The 20,595-nt window shown below is 43.9% G+C and carries 20 protein-coding genes; 7 read left to right on the top strand and 13 right to left on the bottom strand.

Translation table 11 applies throughout. The features are described from left to right. Positions 1-8: 8 nt before the first annotated feature. The 5 genes from KTR06_RS04690 to KTR06_RS04670 form a co-directional block, all read right to left on the bottom strand. Positions 9-1,169 (bottom strand): glycosyltransferase family 4 protein, encoded by a 1,161-nt coding sequence (locus tag KTR06_RS04690; protein WP_004311599.1) that lies wholly within the window; start codon positions 1,167-1,169, stop codon positions 9-11. A 38-nt stretch (positions 1,170-1,207) separates the two neighbouring features. Next, positions 1,208-2,326 carry a glycosyltransferase gene (locus KTR06_RS04685; protein WP_004311600.1) on the bottom strand — a complete coding sequence of 373 codons (1,119 nt, stop codon included), beginning with the start codon at positions 2,324-2,326 and terminating at the stop codon, positions 1,208-1,210. Positions 2,327-2,346: 20 nt separating this feature from the next. Next, positions 2,347-3,822, bottom strand: a complete 1,476-nt coding sequence (locus tag KTR06_RS04680) for a lipopolysaccharide biosynthesis protein (protein ID WP_004311601.1) — start codon at positions 3,820-3,822, stop codon at positions 2,347-2,349. Then, a complete protein-coding gene (locus tag KTR06_RS04675) occupies positions 3,815-4,927 on the bottom strand; it encodes a glycosyltransferase family 1 protein (RefSeq protein ID WP_217290010.1) in 1,113 nt (370 codons plus the stop codon). The genes KTR06_RS04680 and KTR06_RS04675 overlap by 8 nt, the downstream gene beginning before the upstream one ends. A gap of 74 nt (positions 4,928-5,001) precedes the next feature. After that, entirely contained in the window at positions 5,002-5,340 is a 339-nt protein-coding gene (locus KTR06_RS04670; protein ID WP_004318597.1) for a hypothetical protein, read from the bottom strand. Between the two features lie 148 nt (positions 5,341-5,488). Between KTR06_RS04670 and KTR06_RS04665 the strand changes: the two genes are divergently transcribed. From KTR06_RS04665 to KTR06_RS04655, 3 genes are read left to right on the top strand one after another with little or no spacing between them, the layout of a single operon-like run. Next, positions 5,489-6,457, top strand: coding sequence for a Lin1244/Lin1753 domain-containing protein (locus tag KTR06_RS04665; protein WP_004318595.1), 969 nt, complete (start codon positions 5,489-5,491; stop codon positions 6,455-6,457). After that, entirely contained in the window at positions 6,445-6,600 is a 156-nt protein-coding gene (locus KTR06_RS04660) for a hypothetical protein (protein WP_164497289.1), read from the top strand. The genes KTR06_RS04665 and KTR06_RS04660 overlap by 13 nt, the downstream gene beginning before the upstream one ends. Before the next feature lie 16 nt (positions 6,601-6,616). Then, positions 6,617-8,410, top strand: a complete 1,794-nt coding sequence (locus tag KTR06_RS04655) for a bifunctional DNA primase/helicase (RefSeq protein WP_118219700.1) — start codon at positions 6,617-6,619, stop codon at positions 8,408-8,410. Between the two features lie 96 nt (positions 8,411-8,506). On the opposite strand, the gene KTR06_RS04650 is transcribed toward KTR06_RS04655, so the two are convergent. After that, positions 8,507-8,764 carry a DUF4248 domain-containing protein gene (locus KTR06_RS04650; protein ID WP_004318591.1) on the bottom strand — a complete coding sequence of 86 codons (258 nt, stop codon included), beginning with the start codon at positions 8,762-8,764 and terminating at the stop codon, positions 8,507-8,509. Positions 8,765-8,944: 180 nt separating this feature from the next. Between KTR06_RS04650 and KTR06_RS04645 the strand changes: the two genes are divergently transcribed. From KTR06_RS04645 to KTR06_RS04630, 4 genes are all read left to right on the top strand, one after another. Next, the gene (locus tag KTR06_RS04645; protein ID WP_004318590.1) at positions 8,945-10,504 is read left to right on the top strand and encodes an ATP-binding protein; all 1,560 of its coding nucleotides are present in this window, start codon (positions 8,945-8,947) and stop codon (positions 10,502-10,504) included. Positions 10,505-10,699: 195 nt separating this feature from the next. After that, complete coding sequence (locus tag KTR06_RS04640) at positions 10,700-11,242, top strand: HU family DNA-binding protein (protein ID WP_004318588.1); 543 nt, start codon at positions 10,700-10,702, stop codon at positions 11,240-11,242. A gap of 56 nt (positions 11,243-11,298) precedes the next feature. Further along, positions 11,299-11,604, top strand: a complete 306-nt coding sequence (locus KTR06_RS04635) for a hypothetical protein (RefSeq protein WP_004300375.1) — start codon at positions 11,299-11,301, stop codon at positions 11,602-11,604. 4 nt (positions 11,605-11,608) lie between these two features. Further along, positions 11,609-12,052 (top strand): N-acetylmuramoyl-L-alanine amidase, encoded by a 444-nt coding sequence (locus tag KTR06_RS04630; RefSeq protein ID WP_004311609.1) that lies wholly within the window; start codon positions 11,609-11,611, stop codon positions 12,050-12,052. Here the strand turns inward: KTR06_RS04630 and KTR06_RS04625 are convergent, their stop codons facing one another. The 7 genes from KTR06_RS04625 to KTR06_RS04595 are packed head-to-tail and all read right to left on the bottom strand — an operon-like array spanning position 12,053 to position 20,494. Next, positions 12,053-13,162, bottom strand: a complete 1,110-nt coding sequence (locus KTR06_RS04625; protein WP_004311610.1) for a glycosyltransferase — start codon at positions 13,160-13,162, stop codon at positions 12,053-12,055. Further along, entirely contained in the window at positions 13,152-14,312 is a 1,161-nt protein-coding gene (locus KTR06_RS04620; RefSeq protein ID WP_120070271.1) for a glycosyltransferase family 2 protein, read from the bottom strand. The genes KTR06_RS04625 and KTR06_RS04620 overlap by 11 nt, the downstream gene beginning before the upstream one ends. Continuing rightward, the gene (locus KTR06_RS04615; RefSeq protein ID WP_004311612.1) at positions 14,309-15,211 is read right to left on the bottom strand and encodes a glycosyltransferase family 2 protein; all 903 of its coding nucleotides are present in this window, start codon (positions 15,209-15,211) and stop codon (positions 14,309-14,311) included. Before KTR06_RS04615 ends, KTR06_RS04620 begins: the two co-directional genes overlap by 4 nt. A gap of 5 nt (positions 15,212-15,216) precedes the next feature. Next, positions 15,217-16,239, bottom strand: coding sequence for an acyltransferase (locus KTR06_RS04610; protein WP_004311613.1), 1,023 nt, complete (start codon positions 16,237-16,239; stop codon positions 15,217-15,219). Next, on the bottom strand, positions 16,236-17,516 hold the full coding sequence (locus tag KTR06_RS04605) for an O-antigen ligase (RefSeq protein ID WP_217290009.1): 1,281 nt from the start codon (positions 17,514-17,516) through the stop codon (positions 16,236-16,238). Before KTR06_RS04605 ends, KTR06_RS04610 begins: the two co-directional genes overlap by 4 nt. Next, the gene (locus KTR06_RS04600) at positions 17,503-19,734 is read right to left on the bottom strand and encodes a hypothetical protein (RefSeq protein WP_004311615.1); all 2,232 of its coding nucleotides are present in this window, start codon (positions 19,732-19,734) and stop codon (positions 17,503-17,505) included. Before KTR06_RS04600 ends, KTR06_RS04605 begins: the two co-directional genes overlap by 14 nt. A gap of 13 nt (positions 19,735-19,747) precedes the next feature. Next, on the bottom strand, positions 19,748-20,494 hold the full coding sequence (locus tag KTR06_RS04595) for a TolC family protein (RefSeq protein ID WP_217290008.1): 747 nt from the start codon (positions 20,492-20,494) through the stop codon (positions 19,748-19,750). Between the last annotated feature and the right edge of the window lie 101 nt (positions 20,495-20,595).

The raw sequence follows: 20,595 nt of genomic DNA, 5'->3' as shown, positions 1-20,595 counted from the left end.
CTTGATACTTAATACTTAATACTTAAATTTGTTTCAAATAATTTTTTCCATTCTCGGGCAATATGTTCAATTTTAAAACGCTCTACGTCGGTGCGGGCTTGTATTCCCATCTTCCGGCGGACGTCTTCATGTTCTATCAGGTAGCAGATTTTGTCTGCCAGTCCTTCTATATCTCCATTTTCCACAAGCAGACCGTCTTTGCCATCGGTGATGATGTCTTTCGGGCCGCAGGGACACGTGAACGATACGGGTGGTACTCCACACGCCATTGCTTCGATGATCACCATGCCGAATCCTTCGAAACGTGAGGACAGAACAAAGATGGAACTTTCACAATATTTCTCAACAATATTCTGCACGTTATGTTCCAGGATACAGTTGGAGGTGATTCCGAGTTCGTCAATCTGCCGCTGGAGTTGCTCTCTCATGCCATCACCGTAGATTCGTAATACCCAGTCCGGATGTTTCTTGCTGACGATGCTCCATGCGGGGATAAGTCGGTCAAATCCTTTCTGCGGCACATATCTGCCTACTGCGATTACTTGTTTCCGTAATCCGTCGGACTGACGTTCGGGGAAGAAAGGAAGCGGATTATAGATTACTTTTACATTATCGAGTTCCGTCCATTCAGCGGCATCTTCGTGGCTAAGCACAATGAAATTCCGCAGTTGTTTCAATTGGCGGATGAGTTGGTGCCGCCAGTATTTCTTACCTAATTTTTTGAGGAATCCCGGTAGACGGTTGTTGTTGAAATCCCGATAGTTGGATTTGTTAAAATGTATCTCTCCCAACTTGACACTGCCGTCTTTCATTTGGTTGATGAAGTTGATGTCGCGGCGGAGAAGGGAGATTGTGATGTCCGGACGGATTTTACATAGACATTCGTTCAGCCTTTTCTTGAATAGCCGTTGCTTGGTGCTGTATTCAAGAATCCGTGCGAATAACGGGCGTCCGTATAATGCGTCGTAGTTGATGTCGAGTTGGTGTATGGTGATTGATGGGTGCAGTTTATAATATGGCTCCTTGTCTTTTCCGTCGGTAAGGATGATATGTATCTCGTAGCCGAAGTGCTCCGTAAAATAGTTCGCCTTTAGTGTGAGAACCCGCTCCATACCGCTGGGGTAATAGAGAGAGGGGATACAGTAGGCTATTTTTATCTTTTTATCCATCAGATATTGTTTGTTTTTTCAGATATATCTATGTGAAATCAGATTTCGGTTTCATGAATGACTTTTCTCATTTGTGCTGTCCATGACAGTGCTCTGACCGTTTCGCGTATCTCCGGTGGAGACATTTGTTGAGAGCGTTGGAAGTTTATCAGTCCGCAAATGTCGATGGGCGATTCATCCGGTGGCACTTTCCATACATAAGGCATCCGGTCGAAATCTTCGTCCGTTTCCGAGTAGGTGAACGAAAGCCCTCGTGCGGCATATTCACGGTTTTTTAGTGTTTTGATGTAGGTGATTCCGCTCCGGTGACGTCCCAGGCTGCCTATGGCAAAATCTGCTTTTTCAAATTGTTCGTCCAGTTTGTCACTGTGTAGGGGGCCGTGCAGGATGACGTACGGTTCCAGATGGTTGTCGCGGATGGCAGGCAGTATTTCTTCCTGTTCGCGTATGCCGGACAGGGGACCTACGATGTGGAAATAAACTTTGTATTCCGGATTTGTACGGTAGTATTCGGCTAGTCCGTGTATCAACCGGTCGAATCCGTGCCAGTAGTGCACTTCGGCCACTCCAATCAGATGAAGTTCGCGTGAGGTGTCGTTCATCGTTCGTTTGATAGGGATTGCTTCGAAGTCTATTCCGTTGGAGATCCGTATCGTTTTTCCTCCAAAAATATGTTCGGCGTTGGAGAAGGTGACGATACCGTCCAGCTCTTTGGCTAGCCGGTGGCGGAAACAGCGGTCGATGGCGAGATTGAATTTCATCGACCATGCCACATATTCCTGATCGTAAGGATAGGTAGGTATTTCCATTACCACTTTCGCTCCCATCCGTTTCAATTTTCTGACTAGTTGCAGGGTGAACGGGCTTGCGTTGTGAAAGGAACGCATATATATAAATTCTATTTTCTCGCGGCGTACATATTCAGTGATGGGGGAGTAGTAGACACGTTTCCATATCTTTGCAGTGAATCCGGTTCCGAAATCGGCAATGACTTCGTCGTCTATTATCCATCGGCGCTCACCGTTGGGAGTGGTTTGATAGTAACAGGTACGCACGTCCAATCCGCACTCTTTGAGGGCTTTTACCTGATAATGTATTTTTTTACTTATTCCATTCGCTTTATCAAAGCCGTGGAACATAAGAAATAAGGCTTTCATTCTTTGTTGTTGTCTCAAATCTATAATTGCTTATTTTGTTTTTTTATATACTTGCCAGCTATTTTTTTCACTTTTCCTATGATGTCATATTCATGTGTAGCCTGTATATATCCTCCAAAGATAATAAAACTAATGATACTTTTGGTAATAATTGTCACGAAAATGTTCATTCCTTCCGTTGTATACTGCACAGGCAGGAGGCACGCTGTCATTAACCCGCTGACTGCCAGCGGGGAAAGGAGTTGACGGACGAACGTCCATACCTTTCTCCGGAACGTTACGTGATACATCTGCCAGTAGCATTGCACGAAGTTGACGGTAAATGTCAATACGATACAGGTTGCCACTGCGGTGAGCGTGCCGAAATAGAAGATACCAATCAGCATTCCCGCCACGTTGAGGGTGGATGAGAATACGCCGCAGATGAACAGGCTCCGGGTGTCTCCGGCAGCCTGAAAAATGGAGCCGGAAGAGGAGAGTATAATTTGCACGCCTACCGAGAGGGAGAGTATGCGGAATACGGGTACGGAGGGCAGCCATTGGTTGCCGAATATAATCAGTGTCACTTCTTGTGCTGTAAAGAAAAGCAATACGCTCATGGGTAACCCTATGAAAGAGAGTATGCGGACAATGCGTTCATAGGAGGACGCCAGTTTTGCTTTGTCATCTTGGAAATCGCTGAAGATGGGGTGCATCACCGGAGTGATGACTTGTGTGATGTTTTGCAAGGGAAGCATCATGAGCCGGTAAGATTTTTCATAATATCCCAAGTCGGACATGCTCATGTGTTTTCCTATCAGCAGTTTGTCCAGATTACGACTGAAATAGTTGATGACGTTGAACAGGAATTGATAGGCCGAATATGAAAAGATCTTGCGGAGTGCTGTCAATCCCCATGTGAAGCGCAATCGTTGCGGATAGCGCTGGTAGGAAATGACAAATATCAGTATGCTGGAGATGATCGGGGTGATAATCAGTGCGTAGAGTCCTGCTCCGCAGAGGGCTGCCGTAACCGCTCCCGCACCTCCGGCTATCTGGATAGTGAAACTGCGGACAGCGATGTATTTGAATTCTTTGTTGCGATAGAACATGGCTCCGGGCACGATGGTGGCGGAGGCAAAGAAGAGGTTGACGGACAGAAGTTGGCACAGGATGCGCAAGATCTGGCTGTCGTAGTAGTCGGCAATCAGCCATGAGGCGGCGAAGAAAAGCAGGCTGATAGCAATTCCTGTCCATACGGTGAATGAAAAAATATCCGACAGTTCTTCTTTTGTCAGCGCTTTGTGCTGTATGATGGCCGGGGAGATTCCCATATCGGTGAACAGGTTGAAAAATGCGATGATTACGGTGGCGATAGCTACGATTCCGAAGTCGTCCGGGGAAAGCAGGCGTGCCAATATTCCGGCTACTACGAGGGAGATGATGATGCCGCTGTATTTGGCTAGTGCCGTGTAGAATACGCCCGAAAATAGTTGACGTTTGATGTTGTTAGCCATTGATTACATCTTTATAGGTTTGTGCATATTCCTTTCCTATTTTCCGGATGTTCATATTTTCCAATGCGTATGCATAGTTTTTTTCTCCTTGTCCCCATGCGGACAGTTGACGTGCTCTTTCAAGTGCCTCCAGAATGTCGGATCTGTCGTCCGGATGGAACGTCGGATTTCCGGTTGCGGATAGTATTTCTCCGATGTTTCCTGTTGTCGGGCCTACTACTACTTTGTGGAAGAGGAAACCTAGGGGGACATTTCCGGAGTTCAGAATATCTTTCCTTTGTATGAATATTACGTCTGAAGCAGCGATGTAATAGGGCAGGTCGCAGTTGTCTATCAATTCGTCATTGGCTCCGGCATGAAACTTCAGAAGGCGGTTGAGCAATGGCATGGCGAGATAGTAACCCAAGCGCGAAGCCCAGCGCTTGAAAAGATTCCATCCGTATTCGTTGCGTCTGGAGAAGGGGTAGAGGCGGGGAGCCAACAGTAGCTTGTTCTTTTCATTCCATTTGCAGAAAGCACTGGCTACCATGCGGATTTCTTCGCGGTTGCGGAATTTTCCGAAGGCGGTGACGATGAATGCTTCTTGTGGCAGGTTCAGATATTGACGTGCGCGCTCTATGCTGATATCTTCTTTGTAGGTGTATTGGTAGATGTGGTGCGGGATGACAACATTCCGGCTGCCGGGATGTTTTTCAATGAATTCCGTCAGGCTGTAATGTCCCATGTGTACCACGATATCGCTTTCCGACTCGATGATGTCGTAGGCTCGGCTGATGACTTCATTGGCGTAGTGGGGGCGGATATTATGTCGTGTGTATACGAAATGGGCTCCCCGTGAGCGGAAGAAAGCGATGCGTTCTTTCAGGCGGCGGATGACGTCGTGGTCTTCGCATATCCAGCCCACTACCTCCTCCGGCCATTGGAAATGGATGATGTCATAAGTGGTGTCCGATTCCCAGAATTCTTTTTGGGAGCATCGCACGTCGATTCCAGCCATTCTGATAGCATCGCATAAGATAGGAACAAATAGATTGTCGGTTTCTCCGTTTTCTCTGAAAACGATCAGTGCTTTTATTGATGGGCTGTCTGTTTCGCTATCACTCATTTTTTAAGTTTTAAAGACCTTTATTACATTGCAAATGTAATAAAACTTATGATAAGTTTCTCCTTTTCTGTGTTTTAATTGCAGTTTAAGTTGCTATTTGAGGAAATCTGAAACAGGTCTAATGTTTTTATAAGCCGTTTTTCTTCTTGGGTATAAGGAATGTGGTGACTTTCAATATATTGCTTGAGGAAGAGACAAGCATGTATGAAAATGTCTGCTTTCATATAGCTGGTGAAATTTATGTAACGGTAGTAGGAGGCTTCACTGATGTCGATATGCACGCAGAGGTCTACTGTGGCTAGCCGTGACGTTTTCAGGAGCTTTTTTATCAGCATTATTCTGTTCTGGTAATGCTCGTTCACTATTTTATTTTCTTCTATTTCTTCCAACGTTTGGTTGCGTTTTGTGTCCATATTGTTTGGGATTATTAATAATTTTTGGCAAAGGTCGGATAAAAAATATATAATCCCCCTCTCATTTTTGCGATAGCTGGAATAAAATACATTTTGCACCTTTGCGCCCCGGAAGTATTAAATGTGGAATAATAAATGATAAATGAAAATGAAGAAAGATCAGTATTTCAATTTGGAGGTAAATTTGTTGAATGACGACAATATTGCCTGTATGATGACGGAAATGAATGCCGCGGAAGCACTCGGAATTTACGTGATGTTGCTGTTGCATCTGCGCACTAAAGATACTTATGAGGCGTCGTGCAAACCGGTTTTACTGAAGGCCATGGCCCGGCGGTATGATGTGGATGAAGTTGCGGTGGAGCGGGTACTTCGCGAATTCGATCTCTTCGAACTGGATGAGGAACGACAGATGTTTCGTTCTTCCTACTTGGATAGGGTGATGAAAAGCTTGGAAGAGAAGCGGAAAATGGACATCGAAAACGGTAAAAAAGGAGGGCGTCCGAAAAAGGTGGCAAAAAGTGCTGAAACGCCCGTCAGTAAAGGGAGAAAACCCACTGAAAACCAGAAGAGGAGAGAAGAGGAGAGTAAAGAAGAGGAGAGTAAAGGAAGTGTTTCTGTTGTAAACAATAATAGGAGTAATATAGAAACACCGTCTCTTGTGAGCCGTTTGGCGGATGAAGGCAATCATTGTCCGTTACAACCCGTGTTGCCTTGGGAAAAGTTGGTGGACCAACTTTCTACTTTCCAGTCATATATGGAATTGGCCGGGCAGCATTCCGGTTTGGGAAAGCTTTTTGTAGACCATCAAAAACTTATTCTGGAAATCTTCAAAAAACATATCCGCCTTTATGACAAAGGAGCCGGACTGCTTTTCCCGGAGGACGTGAAACGGTATTTTTCAAATTATATCGCGGCCGGTTCCGTTACTTGCCGCACGTTGAGGGAAACCTTGCTGAAAGAGCTTGAGAATACGGTCGACAAGGATGTGAACCGCTTTGAAAGCGTCGTCGACGGGCGGCGAACGTATCTGGGACATCTTATTCCGGTTGATGCGCCGCCACGTCCCGATGCATCAGCTGTGTGGGATGATGTGAAGAAAAGATGGGCGCATTAATCCGGCAGATGACTGGCTTCGTCCGGCAGGTTGCCGATGTTCGTCCGGTAGGTAACGGAAGTTCGTCCGGTAGGTGGCAGACACTCGTCCGGCAGGTAAGTCCTCTGCGTGTGAATGATTATTTTAAACTATTTTTTAATTAGAAAAAAGGAAAAAAATATGAGAAATTTTGCCAACTATGATGTCGACATCCACGGTAAATCGAGTGGAGTCCTCAAGACGATTTGTAAAAAATGTCTTCCTACCCGCAAGAATAAGCGCGACCGTTCGCTACGTGTCAACGTCGACACGGGCCACTGTCACTGTTATCATTGTGGCGCTGATTTCTACGTCCCCGATGATGTGGAAGAGCGCAAGAATGCCGAACATGTGGCAGCCCGCAAGCGTCGTGCGGCAGCCATTCCGCAGCATTTTCAGCGTCCTGTGTTTGATGCCTCGAAAACCACACTTTCCGAAGACACGGAGCGTTGGCTGGTGGAGACGCGTTGCATCCCGCAGTCCGTCATAGCCGCCCTACGCATCACCGAACAGGAAGAATTTATGCCGCAATCCGGCAAAAAGGAACGTTGCATCTGCTTCAACTATTTTGAAGGGGAACAACTGATAAACACCAAATTTCGCGCTCTCCCGAAACTTTTCAAAATGGTGCAGGGTGCCGAACTGATTCCCTACAACATCGACTCCATCCTGGGGCAAACCTCCTGCATCATCCACGAGGGGGAACTGGATGCTGCTTCTTCCATCGCCGCCGGATTCAAAAGCGCCATCTCCGTGCCGGCCGGAGCCAATTCGAACCTCTCCTGGCTCGACCGTTTTATGGAGACGCACTTCGAGGACCTGGAAGAAATCATCATTGCCGTTGATGCTGATTCTGCCGGAATCCGGTTGCGCAATGAACTCATCAACCGGCTGGGAGCTGAACGCTGCCGGGTGGTGACTTACGGTCCGGAGTGTAAAGATGCCAACGAGCATCTCTGCAAATATGGTATCGCCAGTCTCCGTATCGCCATCGAACAGGCAGCAGAAGTTCCGCTCGAAGGTATCTTCACCGCTGCCGACTTGCATGACGATCTGCGGGCTCTTTTCGACAACGGCTTCGGTCCCGGAGCGGAAACGGGATGGGAGGAGATGGATAAGATCTGCACGTATGAACGTGGGCGAAGTGTCTACGTCACCGGAGTTCCCGGTGCAGGAAAATCCGAGTGGGTGGACGAATTGGTGTTGCGTCTCTGCCTGCGGCATCAATGGAAAATAGGTTTTTTTAGCCCGGAAAATACCCCTATCGTCTATCATCTCCGCAAACTGATTGAGAAACTCACCGGACACCGTTTTCAAAACGGCTGTGGCATGACGGAGGGACTCCTTGCGAACTCGGAAGATTTTCTGACTGAAAACGTCTCTCATATCTCTCTGAAAGGTAATGTTTCTCCGGATCGTGTACTGGCCAAGGCTCATGAACTCGTTGTCCGCCGTGGCTGCCGCATCATTGTCTTCGACCCGCTCAACCGTTTCGACCATAACCCGCAGCCTGGACAGACGGAAACGCAATATATTTCGAACCTGTTGAATAAATTTACAGAATTTGCCGTGCAACATAATTGCCTGCTCGTGGTCGTAGTCCATCCTCGTAAAATGAACCGTAATCCTGTCACGGGCATTACCCCTCGTGTGGAAATGTACGACATCAACGGCTCTGCCGATTTCTATAACAAAGCGGATTACGGTATCATTGTGGAACGTGACAAGGAGGTTGGTGTCACACGCGTATACGTGGACAAGGTGAAATTCAAGCATCTTGGTGTCGGTGGAATGGCATCCTTTGTCTACGATCCCGTAAGCGGACGATACCTGCCCTGTGAAGAATCTCACGACCCTTCTCTCTCCGCTGACCAGCGTGTCCGAAATACAATGTTCGACAATTCCTGCTGGCTACCTGAAAAAGAGCTGTTTTAAAGTATTAGGTATTAAGTATCAAGTATTAAGTATTATGATGTTATCCATTGTTGCGATGCGTTTACCATACTTAATACCTAATACTTAATACTTCAATTAGGGTTCTTGGAGTACTTCGACGATGAGCCTTACTTGTGCGGGAGTGTAGTATCTGCTGCGTGGATTCATGCCGGTGGCCAGGAGCCGTTCTTTTAGTCCGGGTGCAGCTTCAATCCATTCGTTGAATCGGTCTACTGCGCTTTGTTGCAGGATATTGGGGAGGTACAACAAGGCAAGTTCGCCTTTCCCATAGGTGCGGTATTGGAATGTTTTTTCCTCTTCTTTTTCGGGGAGAATCTTGTTTTTTGTTTTCATTTATAGTTGTGCTTTTAGGTTGCTGTATTTGAAGTAAAGTTACTCATTTTTAGTGGAATAGGCAAGTTTTGAGAACGGATGTTCGGGTGTATTCATAAAAGAATTGATACTAATAGAATACCGATTCTTGAAATTTATCGTATCTTTGTTTACGTTTCACGTTAAAAGCATAGAAAAAGGATGGAAGGAATATTCAGGCGTTATCCGATAGGGATACAGAGTTTCGAAGATTTACGCAATAATAATTGTGTGTATATTGATAAGACAGAGTTGATTTATCGTTTGACTAATTCGGCTAAGACTTGTTTTCTTAGTCGCCCTCGACGCTTTGGAAAGAGTCTGTTAGTTTCCACTCTTGAAGCCTATTTCTCTGGTAAAAAAGACCTGTTCAAGGGGCTGATGATGGAACAGTTGGAGAAAGACTGGACGGTTTATCCCGTGTTGCATATTGATTTCAGCATCAGTAAGTATATGGATGCGGGAATGTTGCGCTCTGCTATCAACAATCGCTTGGTGGAATGGGAACGAATTTACGGATGTGATACGAGCGAAGACACTTTCAGTCTCCGTCTGAAAGGTATTATCAAACGTGCTTACGAGCAGAGCGGACGTCAGGTTGTGTTACTTGTAGACGAATATGATTCTCCTATGTTGGATAGCAACAACAATGAGGAGTTGCAAGCTGAAATACGTGGCATCATGCGCGATTTTTTCAGTCCGTTGAAAGCGCAGGGAGAATATCTTCGTTTTCTTTTTCTGACCGGTATCAGTAAATTTAGTCAGATGAGCATCTTTAGTGAATTGAACAATCTTCAGAACATAAGTATGCAAGATGCTTATAGTGGCATTTGCGGTATAACGGAAAATGAATTGCGTACACAGTTGGAAGAAGATATAAGAAGGATGGCCGAGGCGAATGGTGAAACGTATGATGAAGCGTGTATGCATCTGAAGCAACAGTATGATGGGTATCATTTCAGTAAGAAATGTGAGGATGTGTACAATCCGTTTAGCTTATTTAATGCATTTGCGCAGAAAAGTTATGAGAATTTCTGGTTTTCTACCGGCACTCCTACTTTCTTGATAGACATCTTGCAGCAAAGCGATTTCGATATTCGTCAACTGGATGGCGTTTCGGCTACTGCCGAGCAGTTTGATGCACCTACCAATGTCATTACAGACCCGCTTCCGGTACTTTACCAAAGCGGTTATCTCACTATCAAAGAGTATGACCGGGATTTTCAGATCTATACGTTGGCTTATCCTAACAAAGAAGTTCGGAAAGGCTTTATCGAATCATTAATGCCGGCTTATGTGCATTTGCCTGCTCGCGAGAATACATTTTATGTAGTATCGTTTATCAAAGACTTACGGGTCGGCAATCTGGATCAATGTATGGAGCGGATCAAATCATTTTTCGCCTCTATCCCCAATGATATGAATAATAAGGAGGAGAAACACTATCAGACCATCTTCTACCTCCTGTTCCGGTTGATGGGGCAATATGTGGATGCAGAAGTAAAGAGCGCTGTTGGCAGGGCTGATGTTGTGATAAAGATGCAGGAGGCTATCTATGTATTCGAATTCAAAGTAGACGGTACTCCTGAAGAAGCGTTGGCACAGATCAATAGTAAGCAGTATGCGATTCCTTATCAGGCAGATCATCGGAAAGTTATCAAAGTGGGAGTTAATTTCGACAGTAGTACGCGAACTATTGGAGAATGGATCATTGAAAACTAGGGAATAATCTTACATATTCCTACATATTTCCACATATTTCGGTATAATTCGGTGTAATCCGTTTTAATCCGGCATAATCCGGTGTAGTCCGGTGTAGTCCGGTGCAATCCGGTAAGTCGTCAATGTGTTGTCGTATCTTTGTTTCATCAACAGAAAGGGAGAATGTACTTCTTTTCGTAGAAACAATTTTTAAATATGGCAACAGTTACAGTTGTGCGCTACAAGCGCAGAAAACGGCTCGGTGATGATAAATCACCGATGATGTATCTTCTCAAGCCCAAGGCTGGGGAGTCGAAAATCTATTCAATTGATTCACTGGCACAGGAAATCGAGTCTATCGGGTCGCTTTCGGTGGAAGACGTGTCGCATGTGATGAAATCCTTTGTCCGTGCGATGAAAAAAGTGCTTGTGGCAGGGAATAAGGTGAAAGTGGATGGACTGGGTATTTTTTATACCACGCTGACCTGTCCGGGTGTGGAACAGGAAAAGGATTGTACGGTGAAAAATATCACTCGCATCAATCTCCGTTTCAAAGTCGACAACTCATTGCGTCTTGCCAATGACAGCACGGCAACTACTCGTGGCGGGGATAATAACATGATGTTTGAATTGTATGCGGAGAAGAAGTCCGCTGCCGGAGGAAACGGCGGTGACGGCTCCGATGATGATGGTAAAGGCGATGGGGGAGAACCCGGTGGTGGTAGCGGTGGAGGAGAAGCTCCGGATCCGGCAGCATAAACCGCTTTGATTGACTCTGTTCTCAATTTATTAATTTATCATCTCAATCTATTAAAATGTTAGATAAAATTATCGAAATCATCATGACGATTCTGCCTTTCCTGGGCAGTAGCCGCAAGAAGCGCCAGATGATGGCGCAAGAAGTGAAAGAGTTCAGTGAACTAGTGAAAGACCAGTATACTTTTCTGATGCAGCAGTTGGAGAAAGTGTTGAAGGATTATTTCGACCTTAGTTCGAAAGTGAAAGAGATGCACGCGGAGATTTTCTCGTTGAGAGGACAGCTGACGCAAGCTGCGGCTCTGCAGTGTAGTAGCAAGGAATGTGTGCAACGAGTACAGATGGTCACTGAAACGGAGGGATGAATTTATGCGAACCATCAACTTGATTGTGATCCACTGTTCCGCCACAAGGGCGGACAGGGATTTTACGGAAGATGATTTGGAAGTGTGCCACCGTCGGCGTGGTTTCAACGGGACGGGGTATCATTTTTATATCCGTAAAAATGGAGATATAAAGACCACCCGTGAGATTGAACGAATCGGTGCGCACGCAAAAGGACACAACCAGAACAGTATTGGCATTTGTTATGAGGGCGGACTTGACTGCCACGGTCATCCCGCCGATACCCGTACCGAATGGCAAGTTCATTCAATGCACGTACTGATTCTTACGCTCTTACGCGATTATCCCGGCTGCCGGGTGTGCGGACATCGGGATTTGAGCCCCGATCTGAATGGAAACGGAGAGATTGAACCCGAAGAGTGGATTAAAGCGTGTCCGTGCTTCGAAGTGAAAAAAGAATGGAACTGATCACTGAAGAATGTCATAATAGACTTCTGTGACTTGCTGTGATACGCGTCGGCTGTCGAAACGTTCCTGAATGACAGCCATAGCTGCGTTTCCATAACTTTCTATCCATTCCGGATAATGGAGATATGTCAAATAACATTCCGCCAACTCCTCCGGTTGACCGAAATCTGCAATCAATCCGCTTTCCTGATGTGTGATTACTTCTCTGGTACCGTCTGTAGGGGTCACTACCAATGCTTTTTTCATAGCCATCGCTTCGAGCAACGCAATGGAAAGCCCTTCCCATAAACTTGGTAGACAGAAAACATTGATAGCGTGCAATACATCCGGCACATCATTACGAAATGGTGAGGTCCGGATGTATTCTTCTATTCCGTTTTGCCGGATTGCTTCCTTGGTCTCTTCTTCCATATCGCCTTCTCCTACCAGCAGTGCTTTGATTCTGGCATCTTTCTGGTGAGCGATAGCAATACTTTTTACGAAATCCAACGGAGCTTTCTGGAGAGTGATCCTGCTGACGAAGCCTATCACGAAATCATCTTCTGTAAATCCGAATTCCTTACGCAGGTCTTTGCGGTTTCCATCCGGATTGAATCGTTTCAGGTTGATACCATTTTCTATCACGAGTGCATTCTTCAGTCCGAAAGTTTCTTGGCCGGTAATCCAGTTGCTTTCGGATACACAGATGACTTTTCGGCTTAATTTACAGATAATTTTCTCACTCCATGCCCGGAGACTTTTGATTAGAAACGACTGGTCTTGATGAAAGCTCCATCCATGCACGGTGTATACCATCGGAATATGTAGCTTCCGGGCAATGAACGCTACATTGGAGGCCGCACGACTTCCGTGGGCGTGAATGAGTTGTATGTTTTCATCAAGTATCAACTTCTTGATTTGTTTTGTGATACGTATGTCAAAAGGATGCGCAGTGTTAATGACGTAACATCTGACACCTCTTCGGGTGAGCTCGTCAATCATTTGTCCGCCTGTGAACGCTAGTACGATGGGATTGACGCGTTCGTCAAACCCTGCTATGAGGTCGAGCAGATGAGATTCTCCGCCACCCACTTGGCCTTGTCTGATTACTTCCAATACATTAATGGTCATGTTCGGTATGTATAAATTGTTTGTTGACTCCTTTCAGTTTAAACAGATTACTCACAATGCCTGCCAGCAATGAGGGCAATTGAAGGATGCCTTGTAGCAGTCGCTTATTGAGCATACGCTTTGGAATTGCCGTAAATAATGCCAGAAAGAGGGAAAAGGACAATATCCACCATTTGATACTCATGTGCGGATGGACAATTGTGAATATGATTGTGAAGAAAAATGTGCAGAAAATCAGTACGATACGTGGTAGGAGTGTCCATTGGAATACCTTGTCACAGTAGTTGATATTACCGCGAAGCAGTTCTCCGGGAAAAGAGGGGAGTGCCCGGCTCAACGAATCGAACTGGGCAGCGATCCAACGTTTGCGCTGGTTTTTGATCACTTCTTTCTTTTGCGTTTTTTCATCTTTCACGTGGACGTGTTCCAGATATTCGATATGGATGCGCTGTTTAAGTAGCAGCGATTCCAGTTCTTTGTCTTCTCCTGCTGTCTCTAGTTGGGGAACATGCTGACGGAACCACTGTGCTTCCAATGCCATGCCGGAGCCAATAAGGGCGGAAGAAAATCCGAGAGCAATATGCCCGCTACGAAATATTGAGTTGTTGATTTCTTCGCTGGCGGCATCAAGAACGGCGACATCTGTATTCATATTTTTGGCGGTGCGATGTGCCTGAATAGCTTTTTCGCCTGCTTGAAAGGCACGATTGATTTCAGACAAAAAATCTGGGTCTGTTGTGTTGTCGGCATCCATGATGACGATCATGTCATAAGGAGTGTCAGCTGTAGCTTTCATGGCGAGATTCATGGCTTTTGCCTTGGAGCTGTCAGTATAGTCGGCTGTCAGCAGGCGGATCGGAAGTTGGCGTAAGGCTTCATTGGTGCTTTCTTGCATCTGGTCTGAAATCACGATGATGTCGTAGAATTCTGCCGGATAATCTTGCTGTAAAAAAGATTGGATAGTCGGCAGAATGACTTTATCTTCTTTATAAGCTGGGAATAGTACGGCGAATTTATTGTGTTTGGGAGTATTGGGATAGTTATGACGACGGTAGAATTTGGATGCCAAGGCAAACAAAAGCAAATAACCTATATTGATAGCCAATATTGTGTATAGTATAATTTCTGCGATGTACAGTATAGTTGTCATATTTGTTCTTTTTTATGGGGAATACGAATAAATGCTGATATGCCTTTCAGTGTGGCGGTTAGAAGTTCAGGATGACCTTTTAACAGAAAGCTTATTCCATTTTTTCCGGCTGCCACAGTCATTTGATAGGCTATAGAGAGAAAGCGTCTGCTTCCGTCAAGGTTTCGCCATGCATAGAGCAAACGGTTGCGTGTCAGGTAGTAGGTGCGGAGCGCACTCAATTGCCCTGTGCTCTGGCTTTCTTTGTGAAAAACCGTGCAACGGGGTTCATACCATAACTCGTAGCCGACACGTGTTATGTGAGTGCACCAGTCGAGCTCTTCATAATATAGAAAGAATATCTCCGGCATCATTCCGGCTTTCTCTATCACTTCACGCTTCACCATCATAGCTGCTCCATGCAAATAGGGAGTAGTATGCGGGGTGTCGAATCTTCCGTCGTCCGGACATCCGAATCCAATTCCTTCATTACGAAGAGTAATAGAGCTAAGCGGAGTATATCCTGCGAATTGTATGTTTTGGGGTGGAAAGGCAAAGCGTATTTTCGGCGATACGCCTCCGATTTCCGGACGGCTTTCCAGTCGCTCTATCAGGCAAGTGATGTTGTCTGATTCAATATAGGTGTCATTGTTTATCAAGAAAAAATATTTGCCTTTTGCTACACGGAGTCCGATATTGTTTCCGCCCGAAAAACCTTTGTTTACATCGCTGCGAATGGTGATTACCGTAGGGTATAACGCACGTATCTTCTCTGCTTCGTTTTCGCGTGAAGCATTGTCTACCACTATGATTTCATAACTTATGGAATGAATCTTGTCCAGAAGTGACTCGATTAGCTTACAGGTGTCTTTAAAACCGTTGTAGCAAATGGTGATGAATGAAATTGTAGGGCTTTCCATATCTTTTACTGTCCTAATAAAGTTGCTATTGTTTTTCCATAACGTTTGTTGTTCTTTATGTATATGATACCTTTATATATATAGAAAGGTATATATATTTGAAAAACAGTACTGATAATAGCCCATAATTTCCAGTCCAATGCATATTTTTTCATCAGAAATGATTGGATAATAACTAACGGATACCATGAAAATAAGTAAATAGCGTATGAACTGTTGGAAAGATGGTCAAGAAACTTCAGATTGTATTTTATGTATAGTGAACTTAGTGAGAAACTGAACGCTATTCCGATAAAAGCATATACTATTCCTATGAATGGTGTATCCCAGACTATGAAATAGATTAATGCAGAGTAGATTATTAAAAGTCCGCTTGCTGTGTATATATTTGCGAGTTTTGCTTTGTCGCTAATCATTGAATTATATTGGGCATATATACATCCGGTGATGAAAAATATCAAATAGCTAGCCACTCCACCTAGATTTAAAAATTCAATATGTTTGAGAGGGTTGAATTCGTATAATAAAATGAGCAGAGGAAGGCAGACTAAAAAGGTATATTTAAACTTTAGTTTCTTGTTTGCTTTGTATAGTATTATTGTGATGATACTAACAATAAATAAAGTAGGGAGAAACCAGAAGAATTTGATAACGTTGTCCATAGGATACAATAGCATGTGAATGTATGAATGGATGGAGAAATCTATAGGGCGTAGAGCGTGTGCACTTAATAGTACTTTGGGGATATAAGTAATGGAACTAATAATGAAATAGGGAACAAGGAGCCGGATCGCTCTTTTGACTATGTATCCTTGTTTGCCCAATAAACTTATATCTGATATTTCTTGCTGTTTATGCATAGTTGCATAATTTAATAAATAGCCTGATATGAACATGAATAATGGCATGTGAAAACTATATATCCATTTATGACCATAATAGGACTCTACGGCTGTAAAAGAATGTCCTATACATACCATGATGATAGCAAAAGTATTTAAGACTAATATCTGTTGGTTCTTTTTCATAACTTCTTGTTTTCTAGTACCATTCTTTTTTCTATATGCGGAGCTGCAAGACAGAGTGCAAATCCTATATAAATGGGGAGTTGGTTAGGGTATTGCATGACATCACTTACGTAAGAGGCAATGAAGAACCCGGCATTCATACACACCCAGGCTGCTACTAATCCCCGCAGACTCTTGTCGCGTATTTTAAACATCAATATCCACGAACACCAGACAAAAAGAATTCCATGAATGGCAAGGTAAAGAAGCAGCCCGACAATTCCTGTCTCTACCCACACGCTGACCAACCATGAGTCGGGAGGGTAGGGCATCTGTTCTTTTGAATTGAAATTACCCGCTTTTGACAGTCCGATTCCATAACCAAACGGCTTTTTCGACATCAGTTCTTTTATTAATATCCGGTTTTCCACACGCACCATATAGGATGCATCTTCAGTGGGATGGAAAGAGGAACGCATTTTACGGATATACTGATTCCCATTTCCGGCATTTGTATAATAAAAGAAACAGAAAATGGCTATTGATGCAATAACACCTGCCAGTAATGCTTTCCAGTTTTTAGCGATGATAGTTACCATCAACAAACCGCCCATGATGACTCCCATTGCTGTTCTTGTTCCGGATATTCCCATCCCATAAAGCGCGCAGATAGCGATGAAGAAAAAATAAACGCGTTTCCATTTCGATCCTGCATAAAAAGAGGAGATGGCAAATACGACTGCCGACAGCGCAGCATGCACCCCGTAATTAGCGGCATCGGAGAAACATGAGAAATAACGTATGCCGGACCAGATGAGATGCGTACGCCATCCTCCCAATGCATACAGAAAGTGAAGGTCTTTTTCGCTGAAACCGTGGTTTTTTTGCCAATAACCTTTTATGGTAAATATGAGAACAAATATGGACCATACTATTAATAATAACTCAATATCTTTTTTCGTACGGATGACAATAGGAACAATAAAAGCACATATCAAAGGAATCAGCGCATAAGGAGTGAGGCCAATGTTCCATGCTTCCATTACATTATTAGGATTCAAGATTTCGAAGAAATAATAGACTAGCCAGACTGTGCACATATAGGTCATTATGTTTTGTCCGGGTTTCCAGTTTGTTTGCTTGTCATTGGCCAATTGTATCAAACAGATGGTTGTAAACATCAATATGAGTGCCATAGAGGCTAAACCAGTCTTGGTGTTTACAAACATTCCTGATATAATCACCACAAATTGAGCGGCAAATAACAAGTGGAAAGTTATTATTCTATTCGTCATCATCCTCCTCTTCTGCTGATCCTTCTTTGGTTTTCTTTGTTAGGTTGAACCTTATTTTTTCTGTGAGCGACAGTTGGCTAAGACGATAACCGATATTCCGCAGTATGGTGTATGGTGGAAGTTGCCCGGTGAAATCTTCAATTGCTGCCCGGGAAGCATTTGTCAGGCATATACGGAATGGAACGTTTGTTTTATCCAATTGCAGCATGAGCTGTTCGCAAAGTTGCTTGTCAATCGTTTTCCACCCACGGTTTGCGGGAGCTACCAAGATGTTTGCGTTTGCATCATGTAACAAAGCACTGGGGATGTTGCTTTGCGCTAAAGGTGGATAGGCGACGATCAGCACATCTTCTCCCTGCAGGGTATAAAAGTCTGTGATGTTTTTGGCAAGTAAATATTGAGTGGAATCTGTGTTGAAATCCACCCCATAGGTGATAAACCTTGCATTTAACATACGGCTTTGCATATATCCGCAAATCAGATTTCCGACTTCTACTTCTCCGGAATCTTCACAAGTGCTAAATAGGTTGATTATATATACTCCGGGAGATTTTCGCTCGGTGAGGAAACGGAGCAATGAGTTAGTCAACTCTTTCACGGATGACTGGACGTAGGTTTTCGTCATTCCGCCATAGCGGGAGGAAAACATACTGGGAATAGCACCTATCACGTTGAAATCTGTCACACGTTTAGTACGAGCTGCGTCACGCAATGTTTTGTCGAACATTTCTACTAACAGCAAAAAAACAATAATAAGTATGAAACTACCTGCACAGGCAGCCATTATGATTTGCTTTCTGTTTGTTGCTCCCGGAGAAATAGGATAGGTTGGCTCATTCAGAACTTTCAGTGTGGCGGAAGTCATCTCCAGATTTTTCCTTCGTAATAATGCTTCATTATAACTTTGCAGAACGGTCAGGTAGTTACGTTCCGTGAAATTGATGGTTCGCTCTTTTTGTTTGATGGTGGTACCCACGGGGGCATAAAACATATAGCGTTCACTGAGTTCACGGCGTGCATTTTGTACGACCAGCAGTTCGGCTTTCGCTTTTTCATTGGCCAATGTCTGTTCCAGCCATTGTTCTATGATATTCGTTCGCGAAGTTCCTTCTTTCGTATATTTATGTCCTACGTATGAATCCGTTAAATGATTCAAATCTTTTTGTAGCTCGTGCAGTTGCTTCTTTTGACTTTCCAGATTGTCGGTATCTTGTTTCTTGGAGTCGGACATGGCTTCTATTTCAGCAATCTTTCCGGTGACATTGGATACTTGACGTAACTTGTCAATAAATTCCAGATTCTTTAATACTTGTTTGGCATTGCTGTCCATGTGTTTTTCTAATTCCGCAAGCATGGCACTGCTGCTATTGAATGCAAAAAGGGCATCTTGTTCTCTTAATTCAAACTCTTTATTAATAGCTGCTATTTCTTTGGTTTCGTCAAGATAGTTGATTACGCGTTTCTGAACATTGTATTTGGTAAGGTCTTCTTCTTCGTTGCGAAGTTTACCACCGATTCTTCTCAATTCTTCTTCAAAGTATTTGATTACTTTGTCTGTCTCTCCATAACGGATACGGCGATATTCATCAACGAACTCATCCATCAAAATGCTTACGGTATTGTATGCGATACCCGGATCGCTGGAAGCATAGCTAATATCCAGCAAGTCACTTGTCAGACGGCGTTGTACTTTGATGTTTTTCAAAGTGTTGTAACTGTAAAAATGGGGATTGTAGTAAAATAGCCCGTAGACGTAATTGTCTTTGTGAGGGCGCATATACTTTTCCAGATTAGACACTGTCTTATCTTCACTTGTTTTGTCGATCAGTGCCAGTATTTCTTTTCCATGCGGACTGTTCTTTAAGTGATTGTAAGTGTAATTGTAACTGGAAGGGGTGATTCCGTCAACTTCTTTGTTCGGATCTCCTTTGATAAGAACTCTGGCATATAATCTCATGGATACTCTCTTGAGGGTACTCTCGGCCTGCATTATGCTTATCAGGTTATCCATAGAATTTTGTACCATAGCCCAATCTGTGCGCTTGTCACTCTCCAAATTGTATCCCGATGCTACTCCTGTATATAAAGTGGCTTTTACTTCGTATCCTCCAACCATGTGGCGGGTGTAATAAATAACAAATAGTGTGAAAAGTGCGGTACCTACTAGTATCATCCAGAGGTGGCGGAGTAAGGTCCGTATGGTAGAAATGATAAAATCCATATTTTGTGCGTTATTATTTTTGTATAAGGGGGGTACGTGAAATCACTTCGAGTATCATCAGACTCTTTGTCAATTCGAATTTACTTTTTTCGTATGCTTCGCGAGCTTGAGATTGACGTTCCTTGTCTACTGATAGTTCTGACGAATCAATGGTGCCATTGGCAAAATTCTTTTCAGATATTTCATATTGTACGTTGGCAAGTACCCAACCCTCACTTCTCATCTGGAGAACTTTAATTTGTGAAGTAGCCATTGCATACAACTCAATAATATTCTTTTTGATTTCGTCATACTTCACTTCCCGTTCCAGTTCTGCACTTCGCAGCGTGAGTCTTTGCCGACTGACGCGTCCTTTGAGATCGAACAGATCATCTAAGGGGATGCTTAAACCCGCGCCTATCGTGTAACCGTTCTGTGCCTGGGTGGAGTAGGTAAGGTATGGGGCGACTGCCACGTCCGTATAGGTGGACTCATTACCGAACATTCCGTATTGATAGCTCCCCCGTAAACTGAAGAAACCTAGAAATGACCATTTCTCTTTTTGGAGTAATTTGCGCTCAATTCTCGCCTTTACGTCCGCCATCTCATAAATGGGGCTGTTCTTGGCATTTTCGAATAAAACTGATAGTGGGGGGAGAACTATTTTACTATAATCTTCTTCACTTAGTTGAGAATAGTCAGACACTTCTTGTGCAACTACACGGGTGGTAGAGATGAACAGAAGTAATAACCCCGAAAAAAAATATATAAATTGCTTCATAAAAAAATCCTATTATTTGCTCTTGCTGTGTTATAGCTTGCGCAAATATAAGGATTAATTTCATTTATGTGCAGTCTTTTATTATCTATTTTACAATCTTT

The sequence above is a fragment of the Bacteroides sp. MSK.20.12 genome (assembly GCF_019052435.1).
Classification (GTDB): Bacteria; Bacteroidota; Bacteroidia; order Bacteroidales; family Bacteroidaceae; genus Bacteroides; species Bacteroides xylanisolvens.
This window is presented reverse-complemented; position numbering and strand designations above follow the sequence as displayed.

What these genes read in the sequence shown, in the direction of transcription:
- KTR06_RS04630 (WP_004311609.1), top strand. Translation starts at nt 11,609, where the DNA reads ATGCGAACCATCAACTTGATTGTGATCCACTGTTCCGCCACAAGGGCG.
- KTR06_RS04650 (WP_004318591.1), bottom strand. Translation starts at nt 8,764, where the DNA reads ATGAAAACAAAAAACAAGATTCTCCCCGAAAAAGAAGAGGAAAAAACA.
- KTR06_RS04635 (WP_004300375.1), top strand. Translation starts at nt 11,299, where the DNA reads ATGTTAGATAAAATTATCGAAATCATCATGACGATTCTGCCTTTCCTG.
- KTR06_RS04675 (WP_217290010.1), bottom strand. Translation starts at nt 4,927, where the DNA reads ATGAGTGATAGCGAAACAGACAGCCCATCAATAAAAGCACTGATCGTT.
- KTR06_RS04655 (WP_118219700.1), top strand. Translation starts at nt 6,617, where the DNA reads ATGAGAAATTTTGCCAACTATGATGTCGACATCCACGGTAAATCGAGT.
- KTR06_RS04670 (WP_004318597.1), bottom strand. Translation starts at nt 5,340, where the DNA reads ATGGACACAAAACGCAACCAAACGTTGGAAGAAATAGAAGAAAATAAA.
- KTR06_RS04610 (WP_004311613.1), bottom strand. Translation starts at nt 16,239, where the DNA reads ATGAAAAAGAACCAACAGATATTAGTCTTAAATACTTTTGCTATCATC.
- KTR06_RS04605 (WP_217290009.1), bottom strand. Translation starts at nt 17,516, where the DNA reads ATGATGACGAATAGAATAATAACTTTCCACTTGTTATTTGCCGCTCAA.
- KTR06_RS04690 (WP_004311599.1), bottom strand. Translation starts at nt 1,169, where the DNA reads ATGGATAAAAAGATAAAAATAGCCTACTGTATCCCCTCTCTCTATTAC.
- KTR06_RS04595 (WP_217290008.1), bottom strand. Translation starts at nt 20,494, where the DNA reads ATGAAGCAATTTATATATTTTTTTTCGGGGTTATTACTTCTGTTCATC.
- KTR06_RS04645 (WP_004318590.1), top strand. Translation starts at nt 8,945, where the DNA reads ATGGAAGGAATATTCAGGCGTTATCCGATAGGGATACAGAGTTTCGAA.
- KTR06_RS04625 (WP_004311610.1), bottom strand. Translation starts at nt 13,162, where the DNA reads ATGACCATTAATGTATTGGAAGTAATCAGACAAGGCCAAGTGGGTGGC.
- KTR06_RS04660 (WP_164497289.1), top strand. Translation starts at nt 6,445, where the DNA reads ATGGGCGCATTAATCCGGCAGATGACTGGCTTCGTCCGGCAGGTTGCC.
- KTR06_RS04685 (WP_004311600.1), bottom strand. Translation starts at nt 2,326, where the DNA reads ATGAAAGCCTTATTTCTTATGTTCCACGGCTTTGATAAAGCGAATGGA.
- KTR06_RS04615 (WP_004311612.1), bottom strand. Translation starts at nt 15,211, where the DNA reads ATGGAAAGCCCTACAATTTCATTCATCACCATTTGCTACAACGGTTTT.
- KTR06_RS04600 (WP_004311615.1), bottom strand. Translation starts at nt 19,734, where the DNA reads ATGGATTTTATCATTTCTACCATACGGACCTTACTCCGCCACCTCTGG.
- KTR06_RS04620 (WP_120070271.1), bottom strand. Translation starts at nt 14,312, where the DNA reads ATGACAACTATACTGTACATCGCAGAAATTATACTATACACAATATTG.
- KTR06_RS04640 (WP_004318588.1), top strand. Translation starts at nt 10,700, where the DNA reads ATGGCAACAGTTACAGTTGTGCGCTACAAGCGCAGAAAACGGCTCGGT.
- KTR06_RS04680 (WP_004311601.1), bottom strand. Translation starts at nt 3,822, where the DNA reads ATGGCTAACAACATCAAACGTCAACTATTTTCGGGCGTATTCTACACG.
- KTR06_RS04665 (WP_004318595.1), top strand. Translation starts at nt 5,489, where the DNA reads ATGAAGAAAGATCAGTATTTCAATTTGGAGGTAAATTTGTTGAATGAC.